This is a genomic window from Weissella cibaria KACC 11862 (assembly GCF_000193635.1).
In the GTDB taxonomy this organism is placed as follows: Bacteria; Bacillota; Bacilli; order Lactobacillales; family Lactobacillaceae; genus Weissella; species Weissella cibaria.
Map to the genome: position 1 here is coordinate 13,264 of NZ_AEKT01000019.1, position 15,477 is coordinate 28,740.

Consider the following 15,477-nt stretch of genomic DNA (forward strand, 5'->3'; position numbering starts at 1 on the left):
TGCCCACGCTAATCGTAGGCATACGTTTTACTTATGCTTTGTAATTCAATTTCTCATCCGCCACAGCATACCACGCTGCAACACGATCGCTGACCTTGCCGTCTGGGAAGTAAGTTGGATACCAATAGTTAATCATATCCATATCATCCACATGCGACTCTTCATCATTCATCCAGCTATCACGGAATGTCACGACACCAGTTTCGCGATTAATCTTGAACCGTGTCACCAATTGTTGACCATTAAAGTGCAAATACAATTGTCGCATACCGGCCTCGCCTGGGAATGGCTCTGAAGCCAGTTCGGCAGTGGTTTCAGATAGTACTTGCGTGGCTCGCTCACCCAAATATCCATGATCGGCCATTGCCCGCAAAACAACGGCAACAGTAATCTCACGGTCAGACCGTTCTGCTAGAAATGCTTTGTAATCAAACATGATGTAAATCCCCTCTTATCTCATGAAGTCTTTTCTTCACGGATAATAATAGCACTTGTCAGCAGCGATAGGAAAAATTAGGCCCCCAAATTGTACTTGTGCCAACCGTTTTATACCAAAATATATCATCTAGATTCCCACCCCAAAACAAAAAGCACCAGCCATCATGGTCAGTGCTTTAAACGTTATTTTAGTATGTTAGCGCAAGAAAACGTACTTTGTCCAAAATTAATAACATCGCCGTTTGCGTTGCTTCATAGTGCTTCATTTGGTCTTCCGAACCATATTGTTCGTTAAAACCAGCCAAGCCCCCTTTTATGAACGCCAATTCATATTCTGAAATCTCTTCGAACGTCTTCGTGAATTCATCCCACAAATCAGTTTGATCTTCTTGGTCTTCCAAAAAAAATTGGATAAAACGGGCATCCGTATAGCCCATGCTGAATTGCACCCCAATTTGAGGCGCAATTTCATGCTGGTTCTTGATGTGCAAGAAATGGTGCTCCGTGTTCCAGCGAATCCGCTCAATTGCCTTCAAAATTGTCTTGTTCATTGCCATCACCCTCATTTAAGCTGTTATTACTTTGCTAGCAACGGCAAAACCCAGGTCGTCCACGCCCAACTAATTGGCATAATAAACAGCATCGCTGGAATCATGTCAGCCGTCGGGAACATGCGTACCTTAATCATTCGGAACCCCGTTGCTAACATAAGGGTACCACCAACCGCCTTAAAGTCAATTATCATGGCTGGCGTCGTGAGTGGATAGATTACTCCGGCCAACAAAAACAGAATCATCAACACAACGAACTGCGGTACGGCAATCAATGACACAACAAAGCCTAAGTTGGCTGCAAAAATAGCACCGGTGAAGAAATCCAAAATCGACTTTGTAATCAAAATGGTGGCATCCCCAGTCATCCCGTTCACCAACGCTCCATAAATACCGGTGCCAGATGAAACAAACAACACAATAACGGTTAACAAGGATGCCGAAAACTCTTCTTCTGAAAGCGTCTTGTTTGCTGGGACAAACCGGGCAATGATGCGTTGCATTTGGAACGCTCCCCGGTTAATCCACGCACTCACATGCAGGAGCAACCCAACCGCGGTTCCAATAATCAAAGCAAAAATAACCGCGGCCATATTTTTGGTCGGTGCAATCGCGATGATCCCCATCGTCATCGACGCCAGACCAAAAATCATATTAATCTCAGTTTTAAACTTTTCTGATAAGTATTTACCACCAACACCACCAACAATACCGCCAATTAATACGGCTAGTGCATTAACAATAACTCCTGTGGGCATATAACGCTCTCCTCTCAAAAATCACAATATATCCAATATATACCCATTTTGATAGAATTAGCAAAAAAAGCGGTACAGCTAGCTTTCACGACCTGTACCGCTATTGATTAATCTTACTTTTCAAAATCGTCTGACGTCATTGATGCGTTGTACAAAGCCACCACATCAGCTGGTGTCATTGGCACATAACCATTGTCCAAACCGAACGTTACCGCTGATTCAGCCATTTCTTGGAAGTGTTCATCGTTAGTGATTTCAACACCTGGCAAGTTTGTTGGTACCTCCAATGACTTAACCCAGTCATACGTTGCTTGAATAGCCTTTTCAGCCACAACTTGGTCGTCATCATCTTGAATTGACCAGACATTCCGACCGAAGCGGGCAAACTTTGCCACTGTCTTATCAGACAAGACAAACTTCATCCAACGTGGTGTCAAAATACCCAAACCGACACCGTGAGTAATGTCATAGAATGCTGACAATTCGTGCTCAATTGGGTGCACCGTCCAAGCATTTTGCTTACCTGATCCAACCAAACCATTCAATGCCATCGTTGATGCCCACATCAAGTTTGCACGTGCTTCATAGTTATCTGGCGTTGCCAATGCAATTGGTGCCCACTTAATAACCGCACGGTATAGGCCTTCGATTTGACCATCTTGAATATCCGTATCGTTCGCTTGATCGAAATATTGTTCCGTCAAGTGTGAGAAGATATCGATTGATCCAGCTGCCGTTTGCCACTTTGATACTGAATACGTCAATTGTGGATCCAAGAATGAAACAGCTGGCGTGTTTGGACCAAACGTCCCAATCTTTTGGTTCGTCTCAGGGTTTGAAATCACTGATGCCCAGTTCATCTCAGTTCCAGTGGCTGACAACGTCAAAATATCAACCAATGGCAATTGATCGATGGCGTAACGCTTATCCGCATCCAGCACCAAGTCCCAAGGATCACCCTCGTAGAACTTAGCAGAAGCAATCACCTTTGACGCATCGATAACAGAACCACCACCAACGGCCAACACAACGTCAACATTGTGTTCCTTAACAAGGCGTTGTCCTTCACGAACTGAGTCAATCTTTGGGTTAGGTTCGATACCTGACAACTCAACAACATTCAAGCCTGACAAAGCCTTCATCACACGTTCATACAAACCTGAGCGCTTGATTGAACCACCACCGTATGCCAACAAGACATTTTGTCCGAATTGCGCAACCGCATCATGCAGCTCCGTATCAATGTGATTCTTACCAAAACGAATGTCTGTCTTATTCACAAAACGAAAATCTTCCATGGATAGCATCCTCCAAATAAGTTGTTATTTTTCTCATTTATACCTAATACTATACACCCTTAACCGATTAATTGTTACCGTTTTCACGAAAAATTCTAGTTACAGCGGTCTTTTTCATTTGCACTAGTTTTCCTGGCAGTGATAAGGTAGATAAGTTGTTTTTCACGTTACGCCTTTTACACGCAACGTTCAGTTAGATAGAAGTGAAAGGAAGTTCCACCCTATGTCCACACAGACCGAGCGGTTATTTAATCGCCCATTTACGCAATTGTTTTTGATTCAGTTACTTAGCATGGTGACCTTTTATAGTTTGTTTGTTGCCATCAGCCCCTATGCCGTGGCAACCTACCACGTCAGTACCGCGACGGCTGGTTTAGTTGCCGGCATGACGATTATTGGGACAATGATTGCTCGTATTTTTTCTGGTCTCATCACCCAGCATCTCACCGCTAAGCAAATGACCATTCTTAGCATGGCAATCCTCTTACCTTCATTGTTAGCCTACCAACTCGAATTAGGCATCGGTTATCTCCTATTTGTTCGTTTCTGGCAAGGAATTGCGGTTGGGTTTACTGGGACCGTCACGAACACCGCCGTTGTCCGCGTTATTCCCGAAGCGCGCCGCAGTGAAGGCATTGCCTACTTCTCGTTAGCGACAATTTTAGGAACCGCATTTGGCCCATTTTTGGCGCTATTGATCACGCAATACGTGTCTTACCACATCCTCTTCTGGTTGGAAGCTGTGATTGCTTTAATTGCTTTGTTTTTCTCGTTTATGCTCGACGGCGATAAAATCGCGATTGACCGCGGTCATGTAGATGCCAAGACGTCCATTTTCAGTCAGCTATTAGAGCCCCGTGTTTTCCCAATTGCCTTAACGATGGCCTTTGTGGCGCTGGGATACGCTGCCTTGCAAGGTGACTTGGCCTTCTTTGCCAGTTCGTTACACTTGGTGACGTTTGCTTCATATTTCTTCTTGGTCTACGCTTTTGTGATTTTGCTCTCTCGTCCGTTCATGGGCCGGTTAATGGACCAACATAACGAGAACTTCGTCATTTATCCAACCCTACTCGCGACTGCTTTAGGTCTGTTCGCAATTGCCCGAATGCACTCTGGTTGGGGCATGTTGCTCGGTGCCGTACTAGTCGGCCTGGGCTTCGGTAACTTCCAATCAGCCATTCAGGCGACCGTTACCAAAGTGGTGGCTTCCGACCGCTTAGCGCAAGCCACTTCAACCTACTTCATTTTCTTTGATATGGCCCTCGGTTTTGGCCCATACCTACTCGGCTTAGTAGTGCCAACCCTCGGTTACCGTGGTTTATTTACGATGGTTGCCCTATTCGCCATCATCGGCCTGCCACTATACTACCTGGTGCACGGACGCCACATTCAAAAATAAGCAATACAAAAACCCGCCATTCAATTCGAATAGCGGGTTTTCATATTGCCTATTATTTAATCAGACCGTGCTTCACAAGATAAGTTCGGGCGACTTGGGCCGCCTTCTTGTGTTGCACCGTAACTTGATAATTCATTTCAATCATATCTTGGTTGGTAATCTTACCAGATAGCTTATTCAAACTCTTCGCAATCCCTGGATACTTTTGTAACGTTTTATCGTTGACCAACGGTGCGCCCTGATAAGGTGGGAAGAAGTGCTTATCATCTGCCAACGTTACCAAGTGATCTTGTTTCAACTGTGGGTCCGTCGTGTAAGCGTCCGTCACATCGATTTGCTTATTAGCTAACGCTTCATACCGCAAACTCGACTCCATTTGCACGATGTTCTTGAAGTTCAACCCATACGCCTTCTTTAGTCCAGGATAGCCATCTGACAACTTGTAGAAATCCGGGTCAAAACCAGCTGTCATCTGCGCACTTTGACGTAATAAGTCTGAAGTTGTCTGCAAGTGATAGCGCTTGGCATCAGCTTGACGAACCGCCAAACCATACGTATTCTCGTACTTCATTGGTTCCAATAAGTCCAAGTTGTGTTGCTGCTTAATCAACGTCTTCGCTTGCTTGTACGCTGTCTGCTTATCGTGTGAAATTGACCCCTTAACCTTTACTAACGACTGTAAGACCGTCCCCGTAAATTCTGGGTACACATCCACTTGGCCACCTTGGAGCGCCTTAAAAATAAAGGTCGTCCCCCCAAAGTTTGGCTTCAATTGGACATCCATTTTGGGGTTATCGGCTTGAATCAGGTCTTTATACATATTAATCAAAATTTCTGGTTCGCCACCTAACTTACCAGCGATTGTAATCGTTCCTGCTGGTTGGTTAATTGCCCGGTAACCCGCAAAACCACCGATAATGACGATTGCACCGACTAACAGCACCCCAATTCTGCGGACTGATAGCTTACTCAACAAGCGAATGCCCCATGAAAAAGCCAATGCCAAAACCGCCGATAAAATAGCCCCAATCAACAATTCAGCATTATTATTCGTCTGAATTCCCAGCATGATAAAGGTACCCAAACCACCACCGCCAATTAGGGCAGCCAACGTGGCCGTTCCAATAATCATGACCATCGCGATTCGCAACCCAGACATAATCATCGGTAACGCCAATGGTAATTGGACCCGGAATAATTTGAAGCGCTTCGACAACCCGAAGGCATCCGCAGCTTCTAACAAAATTGGATCAATCCCTGTCAATCCCGCATAAGCGTTTTGAAAAATCGGCATAATGGCATATAACACCAACGCAATTACAGCTGGTACCGTCCCGATACCAACCAACGGAATCAACGCCCCTAAAATGGCAAGACTCGGAATGGTTTGAATAACACCCGCTACCTGCAAAACCCACTCGCCAGCACGACGATGATTCATCAACGCAATGGCCAGTGGCAACGCAATCACCGTCGCGATGACAATTGCCATCAATGATAAGAGGATGTGTTCCCGCAAAGCCGTCAAAATATCACCAGACTGGGTCGTTAAAATGTGCATCATATCATTAAACATTCGTCACTACCCCCTTGCGACAAAACGCAATAAATCAGCCGTTGTCAGACTGACATCCGCCACTGTCACAGTATCATGCGTCAACAATGCCTCTGACAGCGTTGCAACAGAATCAGTTGGCACCAATGTCATCGTGGCTGGCGTCGTTATTGCTTGTCCGAAACCAGCATCCAAGACGTCTTGAATAAGTGCAATGCGTCGTTCACTAAACAACGTTTCCACCAATTCGTTTGCGGGATGTGTCGTAATTTCTTGTGGTGATCCGACTTGTTGCAACACACCATCATACATGACACCAATGCGATTTCCCAAACGTAGCGCCTCACCCATGTCGTGGGTCACAAACAAAATCGTCGTCCCTAAATCTGCGTGCAATTCTAGCACCAAATCTTGCAAAGAGCGTCGTGACAAAGGGTCTAATGCACTGAACGGTTCATCCATTAAAATAATATCTGGTTCGGCCGCTAACGCCCGGACAATGCCGACCCGTTGTTGCTCACCACCAGATAATTCATTTGGCATGCGTTGCGCATAATTTGTATGGTCTAATCCGACCCGGTCCAACAGCTCATTCACCCGCGTTTGCCGGTCAGCCAATGTGACCCCGCTAGCTTCAAGCTGAATCCCAGCATTTTGAAAAATCGTCATGTTCGGAAACAACGCCGAATTCTGTAGCACGTATCCAATGCCACCACGGAGATCTTCTAATTTATAGTCAATTGCCCGTGTGCCACGCACATTGGTATCGCCATCTGTCGGCTCCACCAAACGATTAATCAACTTTAAGGCCGTTGTTTTCCCACTACCACTTGGCCCAACTAAGACGAATAGTTCACCTGCATCAATCGTCAAATTCAAATCATTTACCGCCGCTTGGCCTTGGTAAATCTTCGAAATATGTCGAAACTCAATCATCTCATCCACACCCACTTTCCGTTAATCAGTACTCTGATAGTACCGCTAACTCAATTTTCTTACAAATGATTAGAGAAATTCTAATTTGTCAGTTGTCATTTCTTCATATTACAAGACTTGCATCCTCCCAGCAAACCAGTAGAATTGGCACCAAAGGAGCGTGAACATTATGCCTAAATATGATCAAGATGAACTACGAAATCGTTTGACCCCCGAACAATATGCTGTAACGCAGGAAGCGGAGACCGAGGCACCCTTTAACAACCAATATGACGCTTGGTTTGATGACGGGATTTACGTTGATGTCGTTAGCGGTGAACCCTTGTTTAGCTCAACTGACAAGTACGACGCTGGTTGTGGTTGGCCTTCTTTTACCAAACCCATTGAAAAAAAGCGGGTGAAGCGCCACCTCGACACCTCGCACGGTATGTTCCGGACCGAAGTGAAATCTGCTGATGCCGACTCGCACCTCGGCCACGTCTTCACTGATGGCCCAATGGCTGCCGGCGGTCTGCGCTACTGCATCAATTCAGCTGCGATGCGTTTTGTACCCGTCGCCGACCTTGAAAAGTCTGGTTACGGTGAGTACAAATCATTATTCGAGTAAGTAAAAGAGGTTGAGACGTCATTATCCGTCTCAACCTCTTTTTTTAATTTTCTACTTATTGAAGAACACGGTCGAAATAATATACAACACTGCCAAGTGACTTGGATAGAAAATGTAGAAGAACCACTTATCCTTGCGTCCTTGCTTACCGTTATACAACGCCAGTAGTGGCACCGCAAAGATCATCATCCACTGGATATCTGAGAAACCATGTTGTGCACTTTGGAAAAGCATCCACAAACTAAAGGCAGTATACAACAATAAGGCCACAGCTCGCTTTTCCCGGAAAATGTGGAAAATCAATGCCAACAGCAAGAATACGACGCCACCCTCAATATTCATCAAATTCGGTACCGCCACCATATAAATCCGCATTGGCAAGACGTTTCCTGTTGCTGCAAAGCTCAGCATCACAGCCATTAAAGCCGTTGACCCAATTAAATAAATAATCCCCAACATGCTCCAGGCAAAGGCCTTCTTATTCGCAATCGGGTGCTTCAAGCCATCCCAAATCCACATCACCATCACGCCCAAAAACAGCGTGCCGAAAATTGCATTCATCAATACAACGTGTTCATTTGGCAATTGCGTTTGCAAGATAACTTCCATCACGCTGGTAATCCAAAACCCAATCAGAAGGTTACGCATATAGCCAATCCGACTGTGTGTGTAATGGAACCCTTCCGCTGCCAAAAACAGGAAAATCGGCGCGACCACGCGGCCAAGCATTGTCATCCATTCCGGTGCACCAACGTATGCAAACATCTGGTGAATGTGGTCCGAGACCATCAAAATAATACCGATCACTTTTAGCGTAAAACTTGTTAGACCATAACGTTCTTGTAATTTAGCAAGCATTGTACATCCCCTCAAAAATAACTCTTATTAACCAACACACAATACTATACGTTATCTAATATCGTTTGGCAACACAAAAGAGTCATTTCAGAAAAAGGTACGTGCACTAGATAGCATCAACAACTGCCAATAACTCGAGTAATGCCAACGCAACTTCGCTCCCCTTGTTACCGGCCTTACCCCCAGCGCGATGTTGTGCTTGCTCAAGTGTATCAGCAGTTAACACACCAAATACCGTTGGTACACCAGTCTTCAAGCCAACTTGGGCAATTCCAGTCATTGCCCCATTAATCACCAAATCGTAATGATCAGTCTCACCACGAATAACGGCGCCCAGCGTGACAATGCCATCATACTTAGCGGTGTTCGCCACTTTCTCGGCTACTAGTGGAATTTCAAATGCGCCGGGCACGATGTAAACATCGATATTTGCCATGTGCACCCCATGCATCGTCAATGCCTCTTTTGCCCCCGCTAGCAGTGGGTCAGTGATTAGCGTATTAAATCGACTCATCACAATGGCAATATGACGTCCTTCGTGCTTCGTTAGCGTTCCTGTAACTGTTGTCATCTGAATTTACTCCTTTTAAATCATGTGTGAAAACTTATCGCGCTTCGTGGCCATGTATCCGGCATTGACTTCATTAACGCCGACAATCAATGGCACGCGCTCAACCACTTCAATTCCGTGCTTGGCTAAATCATCAATTTTGGCTGGATTATTCGTCAATAAACGTACTTTTTGATAACCAGCATCTTTTAAGATTTGGGCAGCCTGGGCATAATCGCGTTCATCAGGTTGATGGCCGAGGTGTTCGTTCGCTTGGAACGTATCATAGCCATTTTCTTGCAACACATAGGTACGCAACTTTTCAGCGAGTCCAATACCACGCCCTTCTTGACGCAGGTAAACAACGGCGCCACCCTGCTGATCAATCTGGTGGAGCGCTTCGTGTAGTTGTGGCCCACATTCGCATCGGTATGACCCCAACACCTCACCGGTTAGACACTCGGAGTGCAATCTAACTAATGGCACTTCATCTGTCGTCACAGTACTTTGAATTAACAAATCCGGTTCACGGCCAGCCACTGTATAATCCGTTACACGAAATTCGCCGTACGCGCTTGGCAGCTTAATCGTTGGCCCCATCCGATTTGGTCGTTCCACTAACGCTTGGCGGTACGCAATCAGTTCCGCAATCGTCAATGTCACTAATTTTTCCGATGATGCCACATCAGCCAACGCCGTTTCACGTGCCATCCGACCATCTGCGTCTAGAATTTCTATAATAAAGGCGACTGGTGGTACCCCTGCCAACTTAGCCAAATCAACGGCTGCTTCCGTGTGACCAGCTCGTGCTAACACGCCATCAGGAACGGCAACTAACGGAAAAATGTGGCCTGGGCGTTCAAAATCTGTTGATTGCGCTGACAGATTTGCTAATTCCCGCAATGTCTGCGCCCGATCGACCGAAGATACACCCGTTGTCGTCCCTTTATGGTCAACGCTCACCGTGAACTGCGTCCCAAATTTTTCCGTATTAGTTGCGACCATTTGCGGGAGTTGTAATTGTGCCGCTCGTTCGGCAGACATCGGTGCGCACAACACGCCACGCCCAACGCGTAAAGCCCGGTTAACGTTTTCAGTTGTTGCAAATGAGGCTAACCCCACTAAATCGCCCTCATGCTCACGCTGGGCATCGTCCGTTAAAATAATCAATTGGCCTTGTTTAAGCGCCGTAATTGCGCGCTCGACACGCTGTCGGATTTCTTGATTCATTTTGTTTACTCCTTCGTCAAATACTTCGCTAATACATCAGTTTCCAAATTAACGACGTCACCGGTTTGAACAGTACGCAACATCGTATGCGTTAAGGTATGCGGAATTAACGCAATCACAAACGCCGTCGCACTAGCCGTCACGACCGTCAAGCTCACACCATTGACCGCAATTGACCCTTTCGTAACAATTTGGTGCATCAGCCCCTGGTCTGCCGGAGTAATCGTTAAATAGACTGTTTCGTCAGTTTGTGACATTGTTGTAATCGTTCCAGTCCCATCAACATGCCCTAACACAAAATGACCATCAAACCGATCACCTGCCCGTATGGCTTGCTCTAAGTTAACGACTTCACCAACCTGATAGTCTTGCATCCGGGTGACAGCCATTGTTGGCACCATGACATCAAAAGTGGCCTCGTGATCGTTATATGTCGTAATCGTCAAACAAACGCCGTCCACCATGATACTGTCGCCTAGTTTTGCGTCTGCAAAATAAGCAGATGCTGTTTTAATCGCTAAACGGCGTTCTTTTTCATTTCGCTTAGTCAAGGCGACCACTTGCCCAACTTCAGATACGATTCCTGTAAACATTACTTCGCCTCCCTGTAAATGACTTGATGTAGCGCATTACCAACACGTGTCTGTGTTGCAACGGGGCCCTGATTGCCCACCACGCCTTTAATGCCAGTTCCTAACACAGCGTCCGTTTGGTAAATATCAAAACGTTGCCAGAGATTAGTCGCTAGAAAGGCACGCACTAGCGCTCCGCCGCCTTCAACCAGCAATGATTGGATGCCACGTTGTCCCAAATCATCCAACAACGTGTCTAGTTCACCGTCGAAAGACACCGCTTGTGGCACCTGCTGGGCAAACGTGGTGTTTGTCGTATAAATCAACGTCCGATCATCAAAAAAGGCCGGATGATGTTGCAAGCGCCCCCGCCGATCGACAATCACGCGCCACGGTTGTTGGTGTGTGATTGGGACATGGCGCACGGTCAGTTGTGGTGCATCAGTTAAGGCCGTCTCGCTGCCAACCATAATGGCACTCATTTGGGCACGTTACTGATGAATCGCCACATTCGCTTGGTCATCAGTTAATTTAGTGGCTTGTCCCCGTTTGGCAGCAATAAACCCATCGATGCTTTGTGCTAACTTCAGCGTGACATAGGGCCGTTGCGTTTCAAAAAAATGATGAAAGGCTGGGTTTAGTGCCGTACTACCTTGCTGGTTAAGCAGTGTGACTGCGATACCAGCCTGCTGTAATTTGGCAACACCACGGCCACTGACGTGCGGATTAGGATCGCCTTGCCCAATTACAACCCGCCCCAACTTCGCCGCCACGAGTGCATCTGCACAAGCACCGACCTTACCGACGTGCGCACACGGTTCTAACGTGACATACATCGTGGCCCCAACCAGATCCGCCTGATGTTCCACCTGATTCATCGCCGCGACCTCCGCATGCTGATGACCAAATTGGTGATGGTACCCTGTCGCGATAACGGCGCCATCCTTCACTATAACCGCCCCAACCCGCGGGTTTTCCCACGTTGCGGCCGGATCAGCTTGTTGCGCGGCTTGATACGCCAACTGCATCATTGTTAAATCATCCATGTTTCCCCTAACTACTCCGGGTAGTAAAAAAGCCCCAAGTCTGCTATATCAGCAAACTTGGGGCTGTTGCCAGGACCGATCAGGCTTTGATCGGTCTGACACCTCGTTTTGGGTATCGAAAAAACTGCGTAAAGGGGCCAAAAAAATAAGCCACTAACGCGATAAATTTTGATATCTTCTCCCATCCAGACTTTACTGTCGGTTGCAGATTCACACTGCATCAACCGGATTGCTTAATCACAACCCAGGTCACGGACTGAGGCATACGCCATCACCGTCGGTCGGGAATTTCACCCTGCCCCGAAGATTTATTGATTATTTATTTAACACAGCCATCATACAGTTCTCATGAATAATTTGTAAACCCTTATTTTTTGACGCACCTAACAAAAAGTACCGGCATGACCCCTAAAAAGCAGTCATACCGGTACTTCAACGTTATTCGTTATTTTTTAAATTAGTTAACCGCGACCCGTCGTTAACTTCAAGCCAACAGCTCCGATAATAATCATACTAATAAACAAAATGCGCTTCCAATCACGGGACTCGTTGTACAGCAACATGCCGGCAATTGTCCCACCAGCGGCCCCAATTCCGGTCCAGATTGCATATCCGGTACCCATCGAAATATCACGCAAGGCCAGCGTGAGTAAGCCAATGCTAAGTGCCCCGCCTACCGCCATACCAGTAGCGGCCCACCAGGCGCGTCGTTTCTGCCACTCATTAATCATGATGACACCTGACACTTCCATCAAGCCTGCTAAGACTAAAAATACCCATGCCATTACGCCTTTTCCTCCGCCAATAATTTCAGACCAATAATGCCGCCTAATAAAATGACCAAGAAAACTAATTCCGCGATTGTCATACCATCACCAAATGCGACCCAGCCGGTCACCACCGTTGCCACGGTACCAAGGCCGACAAATACTGCGTAGGCGGTGCCAACCGGGAGTTGTTCGCTAGCTGTTAAAAACAGTAACATTGACAATCCTAATGCAATTAGCGTTGCAACCCACATCAATGGGGTGTGCGCATGTTTAATACCCACAACCCAACCATCTTCAAAACCAATTGCCAAGATAATCTTGAGCCACGGATTCTTTAACATGCTTTTGCTCCTAATCACTTACTTAATGTGATTATTATACTAGTTTCTGTGCCATTTCGGATAATTTTGGCCGGAATAACAGAACAGTGCTGGTCAGCTTAGTAAACTTTGCGCTCAACAACGCTCATACGGTGCACATTATTTGAATGCGCCCGCGCAAACATTTCAGCATTACTAATGGTATTCGTTTCGTAAAAATGCGTGCCTAATTGATCACGAACCACGTATGTTGTCATTCCCTGTTTCATCATATCCCCCTACTTACCGAACCGTTCCGCCAAAGCTTGCTCATCTGGATGAAAATAGTGATAGCGCGAAACTGGTAAATAAGCCTCATCGCCCCCAATTTCGATTTGCTCCCCTTCATACACTGGCTTACCATCGTGAATACGTAAATTCATCGTCGCTTTCTTAGTGCCAAACGAATCCAACGTCTTCATTTCTTGTAACTTATCAGCAAAAATCAGCAATGCTTCAGACCCTGGAAAGAGCCGATTTGAAAAATCATTTTTCAAGCCAAACGCCATGACAGGAATGTCCAAATCATCGACCACATTTGCCAACTGAATGACCTGTTGGCGCGTCATGAATTGTGCTTCATCAACCAGGACGATATCTGGCAACTTATCAGCCGACGTGACTAACGCCATTAAATCATCCGTATCATGAATGATGCCAGCTGTCTCACGCAACCCGATACGCGAGGATACTTCGCCAATCTTTGTGCGATCATCCAGTGCCGACGTCAATAACAATGGGCGACGGCCTTGGATTTTATAGTTGTGTGCCACTTTCAAGATTTCGATGGACTTTCCCGAAGCCATCGTGCCATATACAAACGTTAATTGCGACATCCAACTCACCTCAAAAACTATTTTTAACTCGATTTAGTTTACGCGCTTTTGCCGATTTTGCAAGCGCCGTTACCAAACGATAAACCGGACAATTTTCACGAATGTTCGCTTTTGAATTTCAAAAACCGCTTGACATGGTTGGCTTATCGCCAGGCTCCCGCTTAAATAACGAACATAACTTTCCGTTAGGTTGATGAACATGAAACACTTCCGAACAAAAAAGACCGCCAGATATACCAGCAGTCTTTTAGCGTTTATTTAAATTTCAGCTAGCGTAGCGGAGTGGCGTTCGCCATCAAAGTAACGATCCAAACCAGTCACAAATGGTGTCTTATCAGTGGCCACTGCTTCAAACAGAGTCCAAGCTGCTTGCAACTTGCGGGCATCCACATCCCCGAACACTGCTTCGATATCAGTCGTTGTCAGACCCAACACAATATTGGTCACCTTGAGCAAACGCTCTTGCAGCGTATCGTTTGCCAAGTATGCCCGTGCTTCATCAGCATCAGCCAGCCCATAGTAAACCGCGCGTTCGCTGGTTCCCAAGGCCCGTAATTGTGGGAACACCCACCACATCCAGTGTGAGTCCTTTTTACCCGCCGTTAATTCATCTACTGCCGTTTGAAAACTATTGGCCTCGTCTTGCGCTAAAATAAATCGCTTGATATCGTTTGCTAATGCTTCATCCATCACATGTCACCTCATCCGTATTTTGACCCTATTCTAGCACATAATTAGCCCTGTCTTATTGGCGAGTGTCCGACAACTGTTGATAGTCGGTAATGTGTTGCAATTGTTTATGCGTCACCTCATCCGCCTGCGGAGACAGAATCGCGCTCATAATATTATGCCCGTTCATGCTGTGACCCAGGCCAAGTGCATGCCCTAATTCATGCGCCAGTGTTTTAGTTAATGTATTCTGATTGGACAGCGTCAAGATATCACCTGACACGCGCAACTCACCCGACTGTGAATTCATCCATGCCAGTGCATGGGTTCCTGAATCCGTCCCTTCGTCCCCCATCTCACCGGCACGAACAATCACATCCGCATTCTGCGTCACGGGGACTAATTTAATATGAATTTGCTGATCAGATTGTTGGCGCCAAAACTTAATTGCACCGTGCAACGCCTTTTCAACATTTGGGGTCGTCGTTTGAAAATCACTGGTCATGATCGCGACGGTTAGCTCATCATTGTGGCCAACATACATGCCATAACTATCGCTTGTTGGTCCAAATTTACCGGCCTGCCGTAATTGTTGATTTTCCCGGTCGGCCTGCGTAATGGTCACGTCATTTAACTGACGGCGACGCGACTGATAATTAATCGCGTTCATGATAGGTTCGATACTACTACCAAGCGACCCAAACACCAGCAACAAAATAATGGCCGTATAAACAATCTTGCGCCATCCCCGCCGTTTCCGTGGCTCAGGTTGCGGGGCAGCCTGTTCATTAATGCCATACAGTTCATAAATTTTGCGGTCTAATTCATCATCTGGCACGTGTCACACCCCCTCCGAGACACTAATCATAGGTCGTTTGCTGCCATCACGGCGTTAAAAAGGTTCCCCGTGTATGGGCTGCTTGATATCCTACCCTTAATTCTACTGCCGTATCGCACCCGTTTTGGTTATTTTAGGCAACCTTTTTGAATATTCTCCCCAGCAATACGCGCAAAAAAAGAGAACTGTTTATAACCAGTTCTCCTC

20 protein-coding genes and 1 riboswitch are annotated in these 15,477 nt (G+C 46.3%); of the genes, 2 read left to right on the forward strand and 18 right to left on the reverse strand.

What is annotated here, in order from left to right; genetic code table 11:
• Positions 1-31: 31 nt before the first annotated feature.
• The 4 genes from ESE_RS0103390 to ESE_RS0103405 form a co-directional block, all read right to left on the reverse strand.
• Positions 32-436, reverse strand: coding sequence for a hypothetical protein (locus tag ESE_RS0103390; protein ID WP_010371244.1), 405 nt, complete (start codon positions 434-436; stop codon positions 32-34).
• A gap of 190 nt (positions 437-626) precedes the next feature.
• Complete coding sequence (locus ESE_RS0103395) at positions 627-989, reverse strand: hypothetical protein (protein WP_010371247.1); 363 nt, start codon at positions 987-989, stop codon at positions 627-629.
• Between the two features lie 26 nt (positions 990-1,015).
• A complete protein-coding gene (locus tag ESE_RS0103400) occupies positions 1,016-1,747 on the reverse strand; it encodes a DUF554 domain-containing protein (protein WP_010371250.1) in 732 nt (243 codons plus the stop codon).
• Positions 1,748-1,860: 113 nt separating this feature from the next.
• Positions 1,861-3,045, reverse strand: a complete 1,185-nt coding sequence (locus tag ESE_RS0103405) for an iron-containing alcohol dehydrogenase (protein WP_010371253.1) — start codon at positions 3,043-3,045, stop codon at positions 1,861-1,863.
• A 223-nt stretch (positions 3,046-3,268) separates the two neighbouring features.
• Between ESE_RS0103405 and ESE_RS0103410 the strand changes: the two genes are divergently transcribed.
• Positions 3,269-4,444: an MFS transporter gene (locus tag ESE_RS0103410; RefSeq protein ID WP_010371257.1), complete on the forward strand. Its 1,176-nt coding sequence runs from the start codon at positions 3,269-3,271 to the stop codon at positions 4,442-4,444.
• Positions 4,445-4,496: 52 nt separating this feature from the next.
• On the opposite strand, the gene ESE_RS0103415 is transcribed toward ESE_RS0103410, so the two are convergent.
• Together ESE_RS0103415 and ESE_RS0103420 are read right to left on the reverse strand one after the other, a co-directional pair.
• Positions 4,497-6,020, reverse strand: a complete 1,524-nt coding sequence (locus ESE_RS0103415; protein ID WP_010371259.1) for an ABC transporter permease/substrate-binding protein — start codon at positions 6,018-6,020, stop codon at positions 4,497-4,499.
• Positions 6,021-6,026: 6 nt separating this feature from the next.
• Positions 6,027-6,935, reverse strand: coding sequence for an ATP-binding cassette domain-containing protein (locus tag ESE_RS0103420; protein WP_010371265.1), 909 nt, complete (start codon positions 6,933-6,935; stop codon positions 6,027-6,029).
• A gap of 169 nt (positions 6,936-7,104) precedes the next feature.
• On the opposite strand from ESE_RS0103420, the gene msrB reads away from it, so the two are divergent.
• Positions 7,105-7,542, forward strand: a complete 438-nt coding sequence (gene msrB / locus ESE_RS0103425; RefSeq protein WP_010371269.1) for a peptide-methionine (R)-S-oxide reductase MsrB — start codon at positions 7,105-7,107, stop codon at positions 7,540-7,542.
• A gap of 51 nt (positions 7,543-7,593) precedes the next feature.
• Here msrB and ESE_RS0103430 read toward each other — a convergent pair whose 3' ends face one another.
• The 12 genes from ESE_RS0103430 to ESE_RS0103480 form a co-directional block, all read right to left on the reverse strand.
• Positions 7,594-8,400 carry a TraX family protein gene (locus tag ESE_RS0103430; RefSeq protein WP_010371272.1) on the reverse strand — a complete coding sequence of 269 codons (807 nt, stop codon included), beginning with the start codon at positions 8,398-8,400 and terminating at the stop codon, positions 7,594-7,596.
• A gap of 106 nt (positions 8,401-8,506) precedes the next feature.
• Positions 8,507-8,971: a 6,7-dimethyl-8-ribityllumazine synthase gene (ribH, locus tag ESE_RS0103435; RefSeq protein WP_010371275.1), complete on the reverse strand. Its 465-nt coding sequence runs from the start codon at positions 8,969-8,971 to the stop codon at positions 8,507-8,509.
• Positions 8,972-8,986: 15 nt separating this feature from the next.
• Positions 8,987-10,180, reverse strand: a complete 1,194-nt coding sequence (locus ESE_RS0103440) for a bifunctional 3,4-dihydroxy-2-butanone-4-phosphate synthase/GTP cyclohydrolase II (protein WP_010371276.1) — start codon at positions 10,178-10,180, stop codon at positions 8,987-8,989.
• A 5-nt stretch (positions 10,181-10,185) separates the two neighbouring features.
• A complete protein-coding gene (locus tag ESE_RS0103445; protein ID WP_010371279.1) occupies positions 10,186-10,773 on the reverse strand; it encodes a riboflavin synthase in 588 nt (195 codons plus the stop codon).
• A complete protein-coding gene (locus ESE_RS12455) occupies positions 10,773-11,234 on the reverse strand; it encodes a RibD family protein (RefSeq protein WP_235048785.1) in 462 nt (153 codons plus the stop codon). Before ESE_RS12455 ends, ESE_RS0103445 begins: the two co-directional genes overlap by 1 nt.
• 9 nt (positions 11,235-11,243) lie before the next feature.
• A complete protein-coding gene (ribD, locus tag ESE_RS12460; RefSeq protein ID WP_174855493.1) occupies positions 11,244-11,798 on the reverse strand; it encodes a bifunctional diaminohydroxyphosphoribosylaminopyrimidine deaminase/5-amino-6-(5-phosphoribosylamino)uracil reductase RibD in 555 nt (184 codons plus the stop codon).
• Between the two features lie 169 nt (positions 11,799-11,967).
• Positions 11,968-12,110, reverse strand: a riboswitch (FMN riboswitch).
• 149 nt (positions 12,111-12,259) lie between these two features.
• Complete coding sequence (locus tag ESE_RS0103455) at positions 12,260-12,583, reverse strand: DMT family transporter (RefSeq protein WP_010371280.1); 324 nt, start codon at positions 12,581-12,583, stop codon at positions 12,260-12,262.
• Positions 12,583-12,909, reverse strand: a complete 327-nt coding sequence (locus ESE_RS0103460; protein WP_010371283.1) for a DMT family transporter — start codon at positions 12,907-12,909, stop codon at positions 12,583-12,585. The genes ESE_RS0103455 and ESE_RS0103460 overlap by 1 nt, the downstream gene beginning before the upstream one ends.
• Positions 12,910-13,007: 98 nt before the next feature.
• Positions 13,008-13,160: a hypothetical protein gene (locus tag ESE_RS12260; RefSeq protein ID WP_153280279.1), complete on the reverse strand. Its 153-nt coding sequence runs from the start codon at positions 13,158-13,160 to the stop codon at positions 13,008-13,010.
• A 6-nt stretch (positions 13,161-13,166) separates the two neighbouring features.
• Complete coding sequence (locus ESE_RS0103470) at positions 13,167-13,763, reverse strand: thymidine kinase (protein WP_010371288.1); 597 nt, start codon at positions 13,761-13,763, stop codon at positions 13,167-13,169.
• 258 nt (positions 13,764-14,021) lie between these two features.
• Positions 14,022-14,453, reverse strand: coding sequence for a DUF1810 domain-containing protein (locus ESE_RS0103475; protein WP_010371289.1), 432 nt, complete (start codon positions 14,451-14,453; stop codon positions 14,022-14,024).
• A gap of 55 nt (positions 14,454-14,508) precedes the next feature.
• Complete coding sequence (locus ESE_RS0103480) at positions 14,509-15,270, reverse strand: matrixin family metalloprotease (RefSeq protein ID WP_010371292.1); 762 nt, start codon at positions 15,268-15,270, stop codon at positions 14,509-14,511.
• Positions 15,271-15,477 lie beyond the last annotated feature (207 nt).